Origin of the sequence: uncultured Ruegeria sp. (genome assembly GCF_947500045.1) — a bacterium.
Taxonomy (GTDB): Bacteria; Pseudomonadota; Alphaproteobacteria; order Rhodobacterales; family Rhodobacteraceae; genus Ruegeria.
Genome location: NZ_CANMQQ010000002.1, coordinates 1 through 18,909 on the forward strand (window position 1 = coordinate 1; position 18,909 = coordinate 18,909).

At 56.8% G+C, this 18,909-nt stretch carries 13 protein-coding genes, 1 tRNA gene and 1 pseudogene; 10 read left to right on the forward strand and 5 right to left on the reverse strand.

The window, feature by feature from the left end; translation table 11 throughout:
• Positions 1-197: 197 nt before the first annotated feature.
• Entirely contained in the window at positions 198-1,142 is a 945-nt protein-coding gene (locus Q1B46_RS03430) for a hypothetical protein (RefSeq protein ID WP_299944742.1), read from the reverse strand.
• Positions 1,143-1,178: 36 nt separating this feature from the next.
• Positions 1,179-1,454, reverse strand: a pseudogene (locus tag Q1B46_RS22180) (hypothetical protein); the annotation flags it as partial.
• A gap of 320 nt (positions 1,455-1,774) precedes the next feature.
• On the opposite strand from Q1B46_RS22180, the gene Q1B46_RS03435 reads away from it, so the two are divergent.
• Positions 1,775-2,515, forward strand: a complete 741-nt coding sequence (locus Q1B46_RS03435; protein ID WP_299944744.1) for a transferrin-binding protein-like solute binding protein — start codon at positions 1,775-1,777, stop codon at positions 2,513-2,515.
• 123 nt (positions 2,516-2,638) lie between these two features.
• Here Q1B46_RS03435 and Q1B46_RS03440 read toward each other — a convergent pair whose 3' ends face one another.
• Complete coding sequence (locus Q1B46_RS03440) at positions 2,639-3,349, reverse strand: DUF374 domain-containing protein (protein ID WP_299944746.1); 711 nt, start codon at positions 3,347-3,349, stop codon at positions 2,639-2,641.
• A gap of 142 nt (positions 3,350-3,491) precedes the next feature.
• On the opposite strand from Q1B46_RS03440, the gene Q1B46_RS03445 reads away from it, so the two are divergent.
• The 9 genes from Q1B46_RS03445 to Q1B46_RS03485 all read left to right on the forward strand — a co-directional run bounded on the left by Q1B46_RS03445 (position 3,492) and on the right by Q1B46_RS03485 (position 16,870).
• Positions 3,492-3,567, forward strand: a tRNA-Trp gene (locus Q1B46_RS03445).
• 226 nt (positions 3,568-3,793) lie between these two features.
• Complete coding sequence (locus Q1B46_RS03450; RefSeq protein ID WP_299944748.1) at positions 3,794-7,099, forward strand: adenylate/guanylate cyclase domain-containing protein; 3,306 nt, start codon at positions 3,794-3,796, stop codon at positions 7,097-7,099.
• Positions 7,100-7,222: 123 nt separating this feature from the next.
• The gene (locus tag Q1B46_RS03455) at positions 7,223-8,788 is read left to right on the forward strand and encodes an FAD-binding oxidoreductase (protein ID WP_299944750.1); all 1,566 of its coding nucleotides are present in this window, start codon (positions 7,223-7,225) and stop codon (positions 8,786-8,788) included.
• A 39-nt stretch (positions 8,789-8,827) separates the two neighbouring features.
• A complete protein-coding gene (locus tag Q1B46_RS03460; protein WP_299944752.1) occupies positions 8,828-10,501 on the forward strand; it encodes a hypothetical protein in 1,674 nt (557 codons plus the stop codon).
• A complete protein-coding gene (locus Q1B46_RS03465) occupies positions 10,494-12,254 on the forward strand; it encodes a ferritin-like domain-containing protein (RefSeq protein ID WP_299944754.1) in 1,761 nt (586 codons plus the stop codon). Before Q1B46_RS03460 ends, Q1B46_RS03465 begins: the two co-directional genes overlap by 8 nt.
• On the forward strand, positions 12,251-13,561 hold the full coding sequence (locus tag Q1B46_RS03470) for a radical SAM protein (RefSeq protein ID WP_299944756.1): 1,311 nt from the start codon (positions 12,251-12,253) through the stop codon (positions 13,559-13,561). The genes Q1B46_RS03465 and Q1B46_RS03470 overlap by 4 nt, the downstream gene beginning before the upstream one ends.
• A 4-nt stretch (positions 13,562-13,565) precedes the next feature.
• A complete protein-coding gene (locus Q1B46_RS03475; RefSeq protein WP_299944758.1) occupies positions 13,566-14,981 on the forward strand; it encodes an NAD(P)/FAD-dependent oxidoreductase in 1,416 nt (471 codons plus the stop codon).
• Between the two features lie 72 nt (positions 14,982-15,053).
• Entirely contained in the window at positions 15,054-16,193 is a 1,140-nt protein-coding gene (gene lptF / locus Q1B46_RS03480; protein WP_299944760.1) for an LPS export ABC transporter permease LptF, read from the forward strand.
• A gap of 86 nt (positions 16,194-16,279) precedes the next feature.
• Positions 16,280-16,870 carry an HD domain-containing protein gene (locus tag Q1B46_RS03485; RefSeq protein WP_299944762.1) on the forward strand — a complete coding sequence of 197 codons (591 nt, stop codon included), beginning with the start codon at positions 16,280-16,282 and terminating at the stop codon, positions 16,868-16,870.
• On the opposite strand, the gene speB is transcribed toward Q1B46_RS03485, so the two are convergent.
• Positions 16,867-17,709: an agmatinase gene (gene speB / locus Q1B46_RS03490; RefSeq protein WP_299944764.1), complete on the reverse strand. Its 843-nt coding sequence runs from the start codon at positions 17,707-17,709 to the stop codon at positions 16,867-16,869. The genes Q1B46_RS03485 and speB overlap by 4 nt on opposite strands.
• Positions 17,706-18,875, reverse strand: coding sequence for a carboxynorspermidine decarboxylase (gene nspC, locus Q1B46_RS03495; protein ID WP_299944766.1), 1,170 nt, complete (start codon positions 18,873-18,875; stop codon positions 17,706-17,708). The genes speB and nspC overlap by 4 nt, the downstream gene beginning before the upstream one ends.
• Positions 18,876-18,909 lie beyond the last annotated feature (34 nt).

Consider the following 18,909-nt stretch of genomic DNA (forward strand, 5'->3'; position numbering starts at 1 on the left):
AAGTCGGTAGGCCGGGCTTCAGCCCGGCTCATCGGTGAGACTAATGAAGGCCGCTCCACATCGGGGCGGCCTTTTTCGTGTTCAGCCTTGTTCAGCCGATTATTCTGAATTCTGTTGAAAATCTCCGGAAATGAACACGGACTAAGATTATTCGACGAATAATCTCTGTTCAGAATACAATTTGATTTTCTTGCTGTTCAAAACCGCCTTTCAAGGCCCAGCTCAAATCCTGTTTCGGTATAGCTGAAAGCCTCAATGCCGGATTTGGTTCGCTGGTATGTGACGAGCAGGAACGGTGAAAATCCATTCCCAAAGAATACATCGTTCTTTTCGATTCTGAAGGTCCCGCCCCAAGACGTCTCGTCTGGGTCCCCGGTGAAGAGAATACTCGGAGTCCTGAAGCGCTTATGCTCAACATAGACCGAAGGCCTAAGGGTAAACCCACCACGCGCATCCGCGCGTCCGAAGATTGTCAGACGTTGGCGAAGGAAGTTTTCCAGCGTGTCATCAACGGATTTATCTTCGAAAAAGACGCTGATACCGATCAGCCCGCGCCCGCCAAATGAGCGACGAAACCCAATTTCTGCGTCGGTTTCATAACCATCCAACAGATCGGATGTTGGGTTATGCAATTTCGCGCCGCTCAATAGTCCAAAGATCGATCCGCCTTGCAAGCTTCGGCGTTCAAAAGCAGCTTCAAGAGCCACACGGTTCTCGTATACATTGCCGCCGATCAGGCGCGATGTGACAACGGGCCCAAATGAAGCGGTTGTGTTCGGTCCCACCGTCCGCAATCCAATGCGACCCCCGAAGACATAGTCGTCATATTGCGAAGTCCTGGCTTCAGTAATGTCGAACGTAAACGCAGCGAAGGCGGACGCGTCAGCCCCAAACACTTTGAAGTTTACTGGTCGACGGAAGTTTGCGGCCCCCGTGACGCGCATCCCAATTTCAGACGACTTTTCACGGTTCAATCTGAATGGGAGATTCAAACCCGCGAAATCAAGGACGATCTGATCGGTGTCATAGTCTCTCTGATTTCCGACATCGGTCAGACCGAGGCTGAGATCCCAATCGAAACCGCGGCGTGCGTCTATTTCCCGGATAAGACCTAGAACTTTTGAACGTACCGGTTCAGGCAAGTCACCTGAGAGCGCCGTATAGAACTCATTCCGGGCTCGATCCCACTGCCGAGCGATGAAATATGCAAATCCAAGTTCAAGTCGCACCCGGACCAAATTGGGATCAATTGCCAAAATTGATGAGAATTTTTCGATCGCGCTCTGCGCGTTTCCTTGTTCAAGGTCTGCGAGACCGCTGAGAAATACGGTTTCGATCTTGGCGCTCTCTGGCGCAGCGATAGCGGGCGTACCCTCGGTTGGTGCAGCCTGTGAGATTTGCGGAATTTGGAAGGATAAGAAGAGGGTTAAAAACAGACAATGAAGACGGAGCAAATTTCACACACCAACGTTTTGAAGATTACAGCCCCCGCATCAATATGGGCGCGCGGTATGAGTATCCAGTCTTTGAGATGGTCGCAATCTGCGACATCATAGAACGCCTTAAGATTGTCTTATACAATTAACTTGTACTCGCCGATCCGTTAACTAATCTGCCGTTAATTTAATACGTTGGAGAGAATATGAGTATTAATACTAGCTGTTGTATTGCCGCAACTCTGTCGTTTTTATTACTAGGTGCGTGCAGCTCTGGCGGGAGCGGCGGATCCTCTGATAATGGTTCGGATAAATTGACGCTTCCGCGGAATGGTACTGTGGAGCTTGATGGCGAGGCTGTCGTAGCCGAATTTGCGACGGATCCAGGCGGCGGGGTTACCGTGAATTCTATTTCTGGTCCCAATTCATCGACAGTCAGGCTGACCACGTCAAACTCTGAGATCGTGGGTGCGTCATTTGCAGCACCTGGTTCGAGCGTGAACCTGAGCGAGCCTGGCGGTGATGATCGGGTGCGTACCGGCGCGGTTGTCGGCTTTGATACAACGGATCGAAATGATGGTGCAGTGATCGTCGACCCTTCGAGATCGCGTTTCGAGTATCAGACCTTTGGCGTCTGGTTGGAAGATCGACGCCAGGCGACTGGAACGGCAGGGGCGGGTTCATATGGCGTTAGGACTTCCAACAGCAGTGTTCCAAGCAGTGGATCGGCGACTTATAACGGCGTGAGCACGGGTGTTGCCCGACGCGCAGACGGTGATGCCTATCTTACGGCCTCGAGAGTCAATGTCAGAACCAATTTCCGCACTGCCACGATTACCAGTTCAGGCACGAGCGCCAACAACCTGCGAACCGGTGTCGAAGGCACTGCGCCCGAGTTGGATTTTAGCGGTACAGGCAATGTGTCTGGAAACCGGTTTAAGGCCAATATTTCAGGAACAGGGATCAACGGTTCGGCAGATGGGCGCTTTTATGGCCCTGATGCGGAAGAGGTTGGCGGCACCTTCCAGGCGACCGGCTCAGGTGGTGTTGCTTATATCGGTTCTTTCGGCGCCGATTGAACAAGACACAAGAAACCAGAGTGTTTTGCTGTTCTGCTAAAACACCGATTTTGGTTCACTTGAAATCGAAAACAAAAAAAGCCCTGCCGTGAATGCGGTAGGGCTTTTTGGCACTACTCGGTTTTAGTTTTGATCAGAAGACACCCAAGGCGCACGCCCGACCATCTGGTCCGCTTCGGCTGTGATATCGTTCATGTGCTGTTCAAGGCTCAACCGGAGCGCTTCGATCTGTTCTTCGGATGCTTTCCGGGGCACCGTCTTGGTCCATTCGCGGCAAAGAAAAACTCCTTCGTTTCGCCAAGGGCGGGGCATCAGCAAGCGGTCCCAAGTTCCGGCCTCTCGACCATGGCGGGCAGAATAGGTGATCCCGAACACACGTTTGCCTGAGGTGCGCGCCCAGATGAGAGGTACGGTCGAGGACACGCGCTCGGGCCCGCGCGGGCCGTCGGCGGCAATCCCGATCGAGATCCCTTGTTTTATTTTCCCCAACACCTCGCGCGACAGAGCGACGTGGCGTTTGCGACTGGACATTGCAATCGTGTCCATGCCGAACAGCTTCTGCACCCGGCCCACCATACTGCCGGCACGCGCGGCGGACGTGATTGAACAGATGCCGCCCTTGTCCAGGGGAAAGAAATAGGGCGATTGCGCCAGTCGTTGGTGCCACAATACAACAATGACCGGTTCGCCCTGTTCGGCAAGCTGATCCAACTCCTCATATCCGATGCGCTGCCAGCGTGTGTTGCGGTTAACTAATCGGATGTAGCTTGCAATTCGACGCGCAACCCAGTTGAGCACGGCTTCGCTGTCGGCGATTTTCTTGCGGATGCTCAAGGCTGCGCTCCTTTTGCTGGCCGAGCTTTGTCTTAAAGAACTGCGCGCCGGGCGCAACTTTTTTGTCAGTGGCAAAGTGGTCGGAAAACTCAAAAAGCCTCTTGAGTCCTCTGCGCCGCTGGCATATCTGATGGCCCAGTCTAGGGGTATAGCTCAGTTGGTAGAGCGACGGTCTCCAAAACCGTAGGTCGCGGGTTCGAACCCTGCTGCCCCTGCCATTCCCACAAAATGATGAGTTCGCCACGTACGTGCATGAAATTGCGGCGTTTGGTTTGCTGCAATTCACTTGACGTACAGGACAAGAAAGAAAAAGCTTGATCATGGCTGGTGGACGGGCCATCAGGGGTGTCCGCTTAAAGTGCTAAGGTCGCTCGACTTTTGTTCCGGCGGCAACAAGCCTGACCGGGTAGGGGAACCCGGAGCCAATCGGGGGCAATGGGGATAATGGCAGAGATCGACACATTTCTTGAAGACCTTGGACTGTCGAAGTTTGCGCCCGTTTTTGCTTCGAACGAAGTTTCTCTGACTGATCTGGGACACCTGACCGAACATGATCTCATCGACTTGGGTCTTCCATTGGGCCCGAGGCGGCGCCTGATGGCGGCCTTGGGACGGGCACGGGATGCGAATCCGGTTCCAGTGCATGGACATGGGAAGATCGTGGCCGAGCGCCGTCAATTGACTGTGATGTTTGTGGATCTCGTTGGTTCGACGGCCCTGTCGGAGCGTCTGGACCCCGAAGATCTGGGTGAGCTGCTGCGCCGGTTCAAAGAAATCTGTTCGACTTCGGTGGCACGGTTTGGGGGACATATCGCGAGCTTCATGGGCGATGGGGCGATGATTTATTTCGGCTACCCTCACGCAGTTGAAGATGCGGCTTCGCGGGCTGTTCATGCCGGTCTGGATATTCTGGACGGGCTGACCCTCATCGAAGGTGAGGAAAAGCTGAGCGCAAGGATCGGTGTGTCGACCGGGCTCGTCGTGGTTGGCGAGATCCATGGCGAAGGGTTGAAAGAACATGATGTGGTCATGGGGCGCACGCCCAATCTGGCCGCTCGTTTGCAGGGGCTGGCCGAGCCCAATACCCTGATCATCAGCCCATCAACCCGCAGGTTGATTGGCAATGCGTTCGAGCTTCGGGATCGGGGTTCTTTCGCACTCAAAGGATTTTCGGAACAGGTTCAAGCCTGGATCGTGACGGGGCAGGCCCGTATCGAACGTAGATTTGACATCATGCCGGATGCGGGGGCGGGGCGACTTGTCGGGCGTCAGGCCGAGTTTCGCAAGCTGACCGACAAATGGCACGAGGCATGTCAGGGTGCAGGCCAATCTGTGCTGATTTCAGGTGAGGCCGGGATTGGCAAATCGCGCCTGATCGAAGGGTTGAGCCAAGAGGTGCAGGATCAGGGCGCGCTACGGCTGAATTTCCAATGCTCTCCGTTTCACGCCAATTCCGCGCTCTATCCCATCATTCAACATCTGGAACGTGCGGCAGGGTTCGCACCATCGGACGGTGACGAGGATAAACTCGGAAAGCTGTCGCATCTCCTGCGTCACCACCCGCCCGAACATGTGCGTCTTATCGCCGATTTGCTGAGCGTCGAAGCGGACGCAGCACTTGGGCCACTTGACCTGCCGCCGCAGGCAAAGCTTGAGCAGACGCTGGAAGCGGTGACTGAACAACTTGCCGCGCTGGCGCGTGATAAGCCTGTATTGTTGTTGTTTGAGGATGCCCACTGGGTTGATCCGACCACTTTGTCTTTGACCGACCGGGTGATTGAACGCATTCGGGAATTGCCGGTGCTTATTGTTGTGACGGCACGTCCCGGCTTTGATCCGGGTTGGGGGCATCACAACAATACACTGCATCTGCCGCTCAGGCGTCTGGAACATCGGGACGTCGCTGAGATCGTGGCGGAAGTGGCCGGAGGGAATTTGGTGCCGCCCGAGGTTTGCGATCTGATTGCAGCCAAAACCGACGGCATCCCTCTTTTTATTCAGGAAGTCACGCGTGGCTTGCTGGAATCGGGGCAGTTGCGGCTGACCGATGAAGGATATGCCCTGCGTGGGCCGCTGCCATCACTTTCTGTTCCCAGTACGCTGCAGGACTCGCTGATGGAGCGTCTGGATCGTTTGGGCAAAGCCAAAGAAGTGGCACAAACTGGTGCCGTCTTCGGCCGACAATTTTCCATCGCGCTGCTGGCCTCGGTGTCGTTTCTGTCTCCGACGGTTTTGCAAGCTGGGCTAGAGCAGCTTTCTTCAGCCGGTATCATCCTTCAGGCGCCCGATGAGGCAGAAGATGAATTCATCTTCCGCCACGCTTTGATCCGAGACATGGCATATGACAGTCTGCTGCGCACGGAACGGCAGGTATTGCATGACCGTGCAGCAGGCGCATTGCTGGAAAACCAACCTCAGCTTGCCCAGACGCAGCCCGAAGTTCTTGCGCAGCATTACACCTTGGCCCAGCGCGCAGATGAGGCTGTCTTGCATTGGCAAAGTGCAGGGCAGCGGGCCATTGAACGCTCGGCCCAGACCGAGGCGCTGACGCATCTATCAACGGCTTTGGACCAATTGGCAGACCTGCCCAAGAGCCGAGACCGTGATCTGCAGGAGATCGACATCCAGATCCTGCGGGCGGGTGTTCTGCGCTCGACCAGCGGAATCTCAGGGGATGCCACGGGCGAGGCCTATGGCCGCCTGCGCGATCTCTGCCATCGCGCGGATGAGACCGACAGACTGTTCCCTGTTCTCAATGGGCTTTATGCCTTCCATCTGGTGCGCGCGGAATATCGTTTGGCGCAAGACGTATCGTCACAGATACTTGATCTGGCTGCGGAAAGCGGCAGGACCGAGCATCGGATGGTTGGCCATCGCGCGATGGGTGCGGTGCAATTGCATCTGGGCAATCTGCCCGAGGCGAAGACACACCTTGAACAAGCCTGGTCGTTGTACGATTTCGATCAACACAGCCAGTTGGCCTATGTCTACGGTACAGATCACGCCGCCATTACATCGGCCTTTCTGGGGACGTGTTATTGCCTGATGGGGCGGCACCAGGAAGCCTTGCAGGTTCAGCGTACCGCGTTGGACTGGGCAAAGGATCTGAAGCACGCTCACAGCGTGGCCCAGATTCTGGTCTATATGTGCAAGGTTCACCTGTTGGCCCGCGACATCCCGGCGTTGCAGCAAGATGTCGAAGCTCTGTCCAAGGTCGCCGAAGAGCATTCGTTGCCCTTCATGGCCACCATTGCGCGATTGTGGGAAAGCTGGGCAAAGGCGACAGAATCCTCTGATATCACCCATATTGATAGTTTGCGCCAAGCCTCGGAAGACTGGTGGGCCGTTGGGGCAGGAAACTATAAGTGTTTCTTCCCGTCTCTGATCGCCGAGCTTCTAATCAACGCGGGCGATCATAAGGCGGCTGAGCAGACTTTATCGCACGCTGCCCAAATGCTGTCCGAAACCGAAGAGAAATGGGCCGAAGCCGAGCAGCTACGAATCGAAGCCACCTTTGTCGCCAATACCGGTGGCGACCCTGAACCTTTGCTGTTGCAGTCAATCAAAACGGCGCAAAGGCAGGGGGCACGCCTGTACGAATTGCGCGCGGCCATAGCACTGACACGTTGGCGGCAGAGCCGTGGAGAGCCAGCGGGTGAAGCCTTGCGCGATGCATTGTCTCATTTCGAACCGGACGCGGATCAAGCGGATCTAATAGATGCGCGGGCGTTGTTGGAAACGGCTACTTGACCGGTGGGGTCAATTGCTGCCAGCTTGGCACTGGCAGATATGGGATGATACCTACATTTTTGAATTTACGGCGCGGAGAGTACCTCTCCTGCGTTCCTGAGACGTTTGGAGTAAAGAGACCCGATGCGTAAGATCAGCAAAACCCTTCTGGCCAAAGATATCCTGGCGCAAAGCCGCACCGATCTGACGCTGCAGCAATATCATTCGATCTCGCCCGAGCAGATACGCGCCTTTGAGAAAAAGCTGATCGGAACGGTCACCCTGCCCACCGACGCTGAATACAACAATGACCGACAAGTCTGGAACCCGGCGTTTCAGGATTATCCTGAAATCATCGTCTATTGTGAAACCATTGACGATGTACGCGCCAGTCTTGCTTTTGCCCGCGAACACGAGCTTTGGGTTGTGGCGCGATCAGGGCGGCACAGCACGGCAGGGTATTCGGTCAACAACCAGATGGTGCTGGACACCAGCAAGATGCGCTATGTGAGCGTCGATCCGGATGTGCCGATGGCCTATGTGGGGCCGGGCACGCCGTTCAAAATGTTGAACTCGATTCTGAATTCCTATCATCTTCATGTGCCCGGCGGGGCATGTCTGGATGTCTGTGTTGCAGGCTTCATGATGGGCGGCGGATATGGCTTTACCTCGCGCCGTTTTGGAATGGCGTGCGACAATGTGCTGGGCGTCACCGTGATGCTGTGGGATGGCAGCATTGTAATCGCGGACAAGGATACAAACCCTGATTTGTTTTGGGCGATCCGGGGCGGAACGGGTAACAACTTTGGTATTCTGCTGGAAATTCGTTATCAGCTGCATCCGCTATATAAGGTCTGGGGTTGCCACATCACATGGCCGCTAGACAAAGCCGCAAAAGCGCTGGAGTTTCTGCAGGCCAATTACATGAGCACCTGCAAAGATGACAGGTTTGGTGCGTATATTTTCTTGGCCTATCAGGGGGACAAGAAGGTGCTGCTGCTTTCAGCGCTTTATGATGGCACGCCTCAAGAAGGTGATGCGTTTGTCCAGCCCTTGCTCAGCGATGAAATCGCCGGTGAGATGGGTGAGGATGATCAGAACTATGGCACCTATCAGGAAATCAACTCGTGGCTCTATGACGATAAATACGACATCCCTGTTGTGCCCGATCAGGCGCGAGAGGATAAACAGGCCGGGTACATCAAACGCCAGCTTAGCACGGCGGAATGGCAGCGCGTGGTCGATTACCTCGACAGTACGCCCAATGCCTATGGTGCTGTCGCGATCGAACCTTATGGCGGGGCGATCAACCGGATGCCTTTGGGTAAAGATGGCAACGCTTTTATTCATCGCGATGTGTCACTGAACTTCTATGTCGATGTATTCTGGCTGTCCGAAGAGGAAAAAGAGACAGTTGTGCCCTGGCTTGACGGGTTCATGGCGCTGATGACCGATGAGGGCTATTTCATCGACCGGGTTTATCAAAACTATCCGCGCCGGACGCAGTTGAACTATCGCTGGCAATATTGGGGCGAGTATTTCAACTCGCTACTGTTCGTGAAGCAGAAATTCGATCCGAACAATTTCTTCCACTACCAGCAAAGCATCTCGCCCGTGCCCGATGACGCGCCGGCGGATATTATTCGAGACAAGTCGAAATCGATCTTCGACGACCCGACTATCACTTATGAGACATATTCGAACCCCTGAAAGCGGGGGCAGCCAAGGCCAAACGGGGGAGGGCCCAGCATGGACACGATTCAGGAGATTTTCTTTCTGCCACCCATTGCGGTTGCCCGTTTGGGACCGGGTGAAACACCGCTAGAAAGTTATGAGTGGCAGCAGGATTTGGATGCCCATGGCAACAACAAGACGGTCATCCGCTCGAACATAACCCTGCGCGAAGTCGAAGATGGCAGCGTTACCGCCTGCCTTCCCGATCCCGACACGATCCGCTTTCGTGACGAAGGCGGTGCGTTGCGGCCGGTTGCGCCGTTCTTTGAGCTTTGGGCGCGGATGCACGACGCTGAGACGGGCGAAATATATGAGACGCCGGTGACGCTGGACCTACTCGACGATCAGGGCTTGTCGCTGCAGAACGTGCGCTATTCAGTCACTGTCGGGAACACCAAGGCCGAGCGTCGGACCGGAGACGCAGCCTGCGGTTTTCGTGCACGGGTCGAGATTGCAGGGCAGGATTTCACACCCAAGCCCCTGTTGGCCTTCAGTCCGTACACGTCCGAACAGCAGCCGATGGTCTATGAACATAATCCGATCCCGCTGGGTTCGGTCCGCGCGATCCATCCGGTACAGGGACATGATGAACCGGTGGAAGGCGAGTTCATCGATCGCAGCATCCTGCGCTTGCGCTTCATGCCCCCGAAAGGTGAGGTTTATGGCCCACCCGATGCGGCTTATGGCCCTGCCACTCTCGCGGTGCCGGGATACCAGAACGACCCGCCGAAATCGGAATATGGTCGCATCCATGAAATCGTACCCGAGCAGAACCGCATCCTGAACCCCGACACTCCATGGTCGAAATGGATCATGATGTCTGGCACCTCGGACGATCCTGAACCACATGACAGCTATGATGGCGCGCGGGTGGGCAACGACCAGTCCTGGGGCGTGGCCGATGACACCAGCGATGGCGTGATCGAGGCGACGCTGGCCGTGCGCGGTGAGCGTCTGACTGCGCGCGCGCAGATCATGACCGGCCCGCCCGACTTTGCGCCCGATGCAAGGCCGTTTTATAGCCTTGAGGATGATTTGGCCGACCGCGATTTATCGTTGATTTCGGTGACCGAAGACAACTACCAACAGGCCAAGACCGAAGTGGTCGACATCTTCCGCCGCGCGTTCGAGACCAACAGCCTGATCAACCTCGACGATATTCGTGCGCAGGGTCTGAAGGATAATGCCAAGCTACAGGCGAAGACCGGAATTTCCCCAACACCGGGTCTACCGTCGACCGATGCGGCCTCGATGACAGAAAAGGACGTAAGGCCGCCGGACAAGATTGATGAGCTGATCCGCCCGCAGCCAGTCTCGGTCTTTTCGAATTCGGTGCCCAATGACCGGTTGCCCTATACGGTAGCGACCAAATTCGTGCATGAACAACTGATTGACGAGGCGAACCTGCTTGACTTCCTACGCCGTCGTCCGGATTTCGTAAAAACTCTGTTGCGCCCGCCTTATGGCATCCTGACGGAGCTTGAGACCGACCCGAACCCGGATCAAGACCCCAATCCAGATTTTCGTGATCCACGCATCATCCGCGACTCGATGCATGACGCGCGGATGCCGCCTTATATGCGCGATTCCAATTACTACCCGCTGTCGCTGTCGCGCAGGCAGTATCATCTGGTGATCTCGTTCATCGACTATCTGGTTGCACAGGAATCGGAGGCTCAGAATGTCTGATCAACCCGGCCAAATCCGCGTCACACCCCGCAACCTGACCGCTCGTGCGGCTTACAAGGTGCCGGGAAACCCCGATAACACGCGTCTGGACGGATCGGTGGGCAATTGCTTCCCAGGTCTGGAAATGGATGTGCGCAACCTCGACCGGCGTTTCTTTCCCGGACTGGTGTTCAACGCGGTGCGCGTGCCGCTTAGCCCCGTCCCCGAGGCGCCGAAGAATGCGCAGGGCTTCCATCTGGTATTCGTCGACTATTTCTACGATCCGATGCTGCCCGATAACAGCCCCGAGGACTGGGTGCAGACCTTGCTGGAGGATTACAGTGGCGAGGTGGGTGCGAAACTCAGCCAGGGGCGCTGGTTCCTGTCATGGGTCGAACAAAGCGGCAAGCGGATCACTTTCAAAGAGGAAGACGGCACGCCTTATGATGGTCTGATGATCTGGCGTTTTATCCGCAGTCTGGAACACGGTGATGACAAACCGGTCAGCATTGCTCTGGAACGGCGCAATCACGAAGGCATTGTGGATACTGAACAGGTTGTCTTGCACGGTTTTCGACGCCAGTACCGGACCGAGGCGGGCGTCTTCAGCGAAGCCTATGACCCCGGTGAACTGACGCAGAGCCTGTGCAACCCCTGGTCCCATGATTTCCGCGATTGCGGCTGCCATTACTGGCCCTCGAACCACCCTGACGTGGTGATGGCTGAGGTGGCCCATGACGATCAGCTGCCCTCGGGCCAGTCGAAGAATCCGATCGAGGCCGAGACTTATCTGGATTGGTTACGCTCGGACAAATCTCCGTCCGGGAATGTGGCTGCGCTGAATACAGTGGAACAGAACCGCCCCTATCAGATCGACCACTATCAGGTGAATCAGATGTGGAGCGAGCTGCCCATCGTTGTCGAAGGTCGTGAAACCGGCGAGGTCTATGAGGTCGACCCCGAAATGCCGGGCGTTGAGCCATACGATACGCCCGAAGAGATGATCAATGACCTCAGGACACGTCTGGCTGCGATGGAAATGACGCTGAGCCTGCAATATCTCTATGCCTATTTCTCTCTGGCCGATCCCGATACGGCGGATACCAAGAAATGGCCGACGCTGAAGGATGATCTGATCTTTGCCCGACGTTCGGTTCTGGAGGTCGCGATTGGCGAGATGACCCATATGCGCTGGGCCAACCAGCTGCTGTGGGAACTTGAGCCTGAGAATTACGAGCCCATACTGACCCCGTCTGAAACCCTGCCAGCGGGCAGAGGTAAGACGCAGCCGCGCGCGCTTCGTCCCTTAACCGCCGAAGCCCTTGCGGATTTCATCGAGATCGAGCGCCCTGGCGGTTACATCGACCGCGCTTATGCGCAATGCGTGGCGACCTTAGAGCAAGAGGACTTGTTCCCCGAACGTCGCCTGTACGCTCTGGCGGTTCGGATTGACACGGACGGCGATGAACACTTCCTGCGTTTCAGCCAGATGAAGGACGTTCTGGTCAAATATGACACAGGTGAGGGCACACCTGCCTATCTGCGCCCGATTGAGGTCGGGACTGAAGCGCAGGCCAAAACGGCGCTTGATCTGTATGCGAAGGTTAAAGATGGGCTGGCCAAAGCCTATACGCTGGAGGCTCAGGGCCAGTTTGAAGAATCGCAAACCTTTATTCAGCAGGTGCGCGATAACATGAAGCTGTTCCGGGACGAGGGCGAAGCACTGGCCGCCAAAAATATCGGCATTCCCTTCTGGACGGAGGGCAAGGCGTGATTCCACCCGCCGCGCAGGTGCATTTCTTTGACAGCGGGCATGGGGACCACATGCTGGCCGTCGATGGCTCGCGCGTGTTCGATGTACCCAGCGGAACGGCGGATCAGTTTGCGTCGATGGACGCGCCCGGCCAAAGCGCTTTCCTCAGGTCGATGGGGTTGGATGGCACGCCGTTCATTGACGATACGCCGCCCCAGGACATGCCGGTGCGGTCGCTGTCGTTGGCGGTGGCGCAGAAATGCAATCTGGCCTGCACCTATTGCTATGCGGCAGGTGGCGAATTTGGCGGTCCTGCAAGGAATATGGAGTGGGAGGTCGCCAAAGCCTCGGTCGATCGGCTGGTGGCCGAGGCCGAGCCCGGCGTACGGATCAACCTTGCCTATTTGGGCGGAGAACCCTTGATTAACCGCGATCTGGTGCAGCGCACCACGGATTATGCGGTTGAACAGGCGCAGGCAAACGGGTTGAGCGTTGGCTTTTCGATCACCACCAATGGCACCTTGCTCCGCCCCGAGGACGCTGCCTTTTTCGAAGCGCATGGCTTTGCCGTCACGATCAGTCTGGATGGTGTTGGCGAGGTGCATGATAAGCTGCGCCCAAATCGCGGTAGGCGGGGCAGTTTCGATACGATCCTGAAAAGGGTCGAGCCTTTGCTGGCCGCACAACATCGCATGCAAGTTGGTGCCCGGGTGACGGTCACACCGCAGAACATGAACCTGCCTGAAACGCTGGATCGGTTTGTCGGGATGGGTTTCCATTCGATCGGGTTCTCACCGATGTTGGCGTCGCCCAACGGCCAGCATGAGTTGGACGGGAACGATTTGGACGAGATGCTGACACAGATGATCCGTTGTGGTGAGGTGTTTGAGGCGGCGGTGATCCAAGGGCGGCGCTATCCATTCTCGAACATGGCGGCGGCGATGCAGGAAATCCACCGCGGCACGCACCGCCCCTATGCTTGCGGCGCAGGTGGTGGATATTTTGGCGTTTCAGCCGATGGCGGGCTGTTCGCCTGCCATCGCTTTGTCGAGGACGAGGCCGGAGCGATGGGCGACGTCTATGATGGCCCTGACCTGCGACGCGAAAACTGGCTGGCGGATCGGCACGTCCACACTCAATCCCCCTGCAACACTTGTTGGGCTCGGTATCTGTGTGGCGGCGGCTGCCATCACGAGGTCATCCACCGTGGACGCCCCGCTTGCGATTATATCCGCGGTTGGTTGCACCATTGCTTGCAGGCTTATATCCGCTTGTCCGAAGCGCGCCCGGACTATTTTGGCGTGTCCGCGCAGGCGGCCTCTGCCTGACCCGATGACGATACAAACCGAAATCTGCGTGATTGGCGGTGGCCCTGCAGGCAGCGCGGTGGCGCTAAGACTGGCGCAGCTGGGCCGACGTGTCTGCCTGGTTGAACGCCAGCCGTTTCCGCGCCAGCATGTCGGTGAATCTCTGCCCCCCTCGATCTGGCCGATCCTGAAGCTATTGGGGGTTGATCAACCCGTCGCACAAGCCGGCTTTCTACGTGCAAGCGGATCGATTCTACATTGGGCCGGCGCGTTTGAGCGTCGTGGAGTTGATGGTGACAATCCCGGCCTTCTGGTGGATCGTGGCGAATTCGATGCGATCCTTCTGCAGGCTGCGCAGGGTGCGGGTGTTCAGATCGTCCAGCCCGCGCGCGCATATCGCCCGATACGTGGTCGATCTGGTTGGAATATACCGGTCCGAACCGATACGGACGCCTTCCATATCCGGGCGCAGATCCTTCTCGATGCTGCCGGACGGCAGGCCGGGTTAGGACGCCGGTTTCGCGCAGCTTCCCAACCCTTGCTGGCGCTTTACGCCTATTGGCAGGTGCCGCCGGGCTTTGGCCCACAAGCGCGGGTCGAGGCCGGGGCGTCGCATTGGTATTGGGGTGCCCTTCTGCCCGGCGGTGTGGTTAATGCGATGATTTTCGTTAATCCTGACACCTGCACCGGATTGTCACCTGCAGGGCGACGTGATCTTTATCTGAACCTACTGGCGCAATCGCCTTTGCTGTCGCCCTGTCTAGAGCAGCGCCGGATCGGGCCCGTGCGGCGCACGGATGCGACCAGCCGGGCCGAGACAACACCTCCGGCGCACGATCTTCTGCGGGTGGGGGAAGCCAGTTTCACAGTCGACGCCTTGTCATCGCAGGGGGTGCAACTGGCGATGGGGCAGGCTGTGCAAGCCGCTGCTGTGGTGAACACGCTGCAGGAAACACCTGAACATAGCGATCTGGCCTTGTCTTTTTATGCCGACCGTCAGGCGGAGCGTGTTCAGACCCATGCAGCGCTTGCCGCAGATTTCTATGCACGGCAGCAGGCCCATAATCCTTCACCTTTTTGGGCCGAGCGTGCGCAACCGGTGGACTGGCTGCAGTCGTCCCAGTCTGATCCGAACCCCGAGATGTTACCCGACGATCAGGCCTTGATCCTGTCCCCGACCGCAAAACTGATCAGGTCCGGCGTGCAGGCTGCCTCTCGTATCGAGCCCGGTCTTGTCGTCACACACCCGAACCTTCCTCGGCCGGTCGCCAATCTGGAGGGGATCTCGCTGGGCCCTTTGTTGCGTCGGTTGGACGGGCCCGCGACGAGTTTGGACATCTGTGTGCGTTGGTCTGATATGCTCGATACCAACCGCGCAGCCCGTATTCTGCGATGGCTTTGGTATCATCGCATCCTGATTGCAACACGGGATCGGTCGTAATCACGGTTTCCTCGGCTCGCTGAATGGCATAAGGTCCGCCGCAACACCAACCGCCAAGAAACAAGAGGTCGAATGTCGCGTTTTGATGGGTATTTCCTGCGGCAATTGCTGGTGCTGTTTGGCTTTTTCACCTTGGTACTGGTCGGGGTGTTCTGGATCACACGCTCGGTCAGCTTGTTTGACCGGGTGATCAGCGGCGGACAATCCGCGATGGTGTTTCTGGAATTCACTGCGCTGACCCTGCCGACGTTGATCCGAACGGTCATGCCCATGGCGGTCTTTGCCGCGGCTGTTTATGCGACCAACAGGCTGAGCCGCGAAAGTGAAATGACGGTAATGCTGGCAACAGGGTCCAGCCCCTGGCGACTGGCGCGTCCCGTTTTGATGTTCGGGCTCAGCGCTGGTTTGATGATGGCCGTCATCAGTGTATTTCTGCGCCCCGCATCGGTTGATCAACTTGAACAAAGACAGGATGAGGTCGCCGGGGACGTTACTGCGCAATTGTTGAACGAAGGTGAATTCCTGCACCCTGCAGACAGTGTCATCGTCTATATCGGTCGTATCGATCTGGATGGAACGCTGCACGAGGTCTTCGTCTCAGACCAGCGCGATGCGGTGAACCCTGTTAGTTACTCAAGCACAACGGCCTATCTGGTAAATCAGGCTTCGGGCCTACATCTGGTGATGTTGGATGGCATTGCCCTGCGGTATGATCAGGCAGGCAATACGTTGTCTTCCACCTTATTCGAAGATGCGTCTTACGATATCTCAGAGCTGACGAAGGAATCCGGCATGGGTCATCGTAGCCTTGAAGCGATCCCGACGATGGAGCTGATCTGGGACCGGGAAGCTGTCGCAGTTCAAGATGATCACAGCATCGGCCATTTGGTTGATGAGCTGCATCAGAGGTTCTCGTGGGTTGCCATATGTATCGCGGTTGCGTTGGTTGGGTATTCGGCGCTTATGCTTGGCAGCTTTTCGCGTTTTGGATTGTGGCCTCAGATATTGGGAGCTTTCACGATTCTGGTGTTGCTGGAAGGCGTGCGGGGGTTTGTCTCTCCTGTAGTGATTGGAAACCCCCAGCTATGGATATTGCTTTATCTTCCGGCGATGCTGGGTGTCATATTGTCCGGCCTTTTCCTGACCATTGCAGGACGGCCGCTGTTTCGTCGGTCAAACGCCGGCCAGAGGGATGCGATCCCATCCACGTGATTGCCGGCGCATATGGGTCAGAATTCCTATTGCGTTGCTCTTCGGCCCCGCTAACCTGATTGGGTAACCCGCCACAGGAACGCGCCATGCTGGACAAAAGCCACAAACCTACCTGGACCAGTTTTGAAGAAGCCACCAAAGCGGACTGGCACGCCGTGATGGAGTATGAAGAGGCCTATAATGCCGCTTTGCCGGACAGGATTCTGGATGCGATCCGATCCCTGGACGAAGAATGGACACCCTATCCCGTCAATCGTTATCAGCACAGCCTGCAGGCCGCGACACGGGCCTATGAGGATGGGGCGGATGAGGAGTTGATCGTGGCCGCATTGATCCACGACACCGGCGATATCCTGTCACCCTATAATCATGGAGAATTGTCAGCGGCGATGATGAAGCCGTATGTCAGCGAGAAAACACATTGGATCCTCAAGCATCATTGTGTGTTTCAGGGGTATTACTACAACCACCACCTCGGCGGTGATCGAAATGCCCGCGACAAGTATCGCGACAGCCCCTATTGGGAGGACTGCCGTTATTTCTGTCACGAATACGATCAAAAGGCGTTTGATCCGAATTACCCGACCAAACCGCTGGAGTTTTTTGAGCCTATGCTGCGCCGCGTGTTGAACAAGGGCAACGGGCACATGGAGCTGAACGAGACGTCCAAGGATTAACAGGCTGCCATAAGGCGATAGACGATCTGCGCCGCAGTGAAATCCCAGGCGGCATTGCCATCGGGGGCCAGTTCCACGACGTCGAAACCGACGCATTTACGACCCTTCAAGGCGTGTTCCACGAGGCGTAGTGATTGATAGTAACCCAACCCACCTGGAACAGGTGTGCCCGTTGCAGGCATCTGCGATGGGTCCAGACCGTCGACATCAAAGCTGACATAGATGAGTTCGGGGAATTCATCGGGCAGGTCGACTGAGTGGATGTTGCCAGTCACAAGTTCTTCGGCATCCACGTGGAAGACATGGTTTTTCAGGCGGCTTTGGGCTTCTTCGGTCGAAAAGGCACGGACACCGAACTGCGCCAGACGGATACCTTCTTCGGCCAGCAGGTGCATGACCGACGCGTGAGAGTGTTTCTCACCCTGATAGGCGTTGCGCAGGTCGGCATGGGCGTCGATCTGAACGATGCCGATAGGCTGATTAAGCGCGCGCGCCACGCCCATCACAGCACCATAGCTGAGCGAATGCTCTCCGCCTAGCGTGACCGGTACTTTGCCCGCGCGGATGGCGGCCTCGGTGCGCTGGGCGATGCGCTCCATGATCTCAGACAGAGAGGCATCGCAATCGACGGGTGCTTCGGTGAAAATGCCCTCGACGCAGGGTTCGGCATGGCCGGTGATGCGTTCTAGTTCGTTGCTGGCCTCTATGATGGCGTCGGGGCCCTTAGCAGTACCAGACCCGTAGGAGACCGTGCGCTCAAGCGGCACAGGTATCACGTGGAACCGGGCGTCTTCAGTGCGTTCTGAGGCCGAAAGTTCACTGTCGAGGAAAGTGCTCATGAGAGTCTCTCTTTGAAGTCGTCGTAGTTGAACTGCTTGATGATCTTCAGCGCGTCCGTTTCGCTATTCCACAGCGCGATGGTCGGCAGGGGAACACCGTTGAAAGTATTGGTTTTGACCATCGAGTAATGGGCCTGATCCAGAAAGGCAAAGCGTTGGCCAATTTCCAGCGGTATATCCCAAGTGTAATCCCCGATCACATCGCCTGCCAAACAGGAGGGACCGCCCAGCCGGTACGTGTGGCCCGCGTCAGCCTCATTCATCAGGGCAGGGCGATAAGGGGCTTCGATCACGTCGGGCATGTGGCAGGTGGCCGAGATGTCGGTGATCGCAAGGTTCATGCCATTGGTTGGCAGGTCCAGGATTTCTCCAACTAGAATACCTGCATCCAGTGCGACGGCCTCGCCGGGTTCAAGGTAAACGTCGATATTGTGTTCGGCGCGGATGGTCTTGATGAAGGCCACCAGCCCATCGCGGTCATAGTCGTCGCGGGTGATGTGATGGCCACCGCCGAAATTCAGCCATTTGAGCTGACCGAGGAATGGCTTGAGCTTTGGTTCGACAGCGGCCCATGTGCGCTGCAAGGGCTCGAACCCCTGTTCGCAGAGGGTGTGCATATGCAGGCCTTCCACGCCGGTCAGAGCGTCGGGGGTCAGTTGGCTGACAGGCGTTCCCAAACGTGAACACGGCGCACAGGGGTCATATTTGGGAACCTCTCCTTCGGAATGTTCCGGGTTGATGCGCAAACCAACTTGAACGCCTGCGACTTGGGCCTTTTCGACGAACCGGTCCTTTTGAGCCGATGAATTGAAGATGATGTGGTCGGACAGCGACAGGATTTCATCAATATCAGCGTCTTTGTACCCGGCGCAGAAAGTTGCGACCTCGCCCCCATACTCCTCACGGCCAAGTCGGGCCTCGTAGATACCACTGGCGCAAGTACCGTCGAGATGTTGACGCACCAGCGGCGCCAGCGAGAACATGGAAAACGCCTTGAGGGCGCTGAGGACATGCGCGCCGGACCGAGAACCGATTTCGGAGAGGATACGGAGGTTCCGTTCAACCGCTTTTTCGTCGACCACGAAGCAGGGGGACGGCACGCGACTTAGATTAAAATCGCGGAAGGCCCCGGCGTCGCCCGCCTGTGTGGTCATCATGTCGGACATGTCCGGCGTCTCCTTAGTGGGCGAGGCCGGGGGC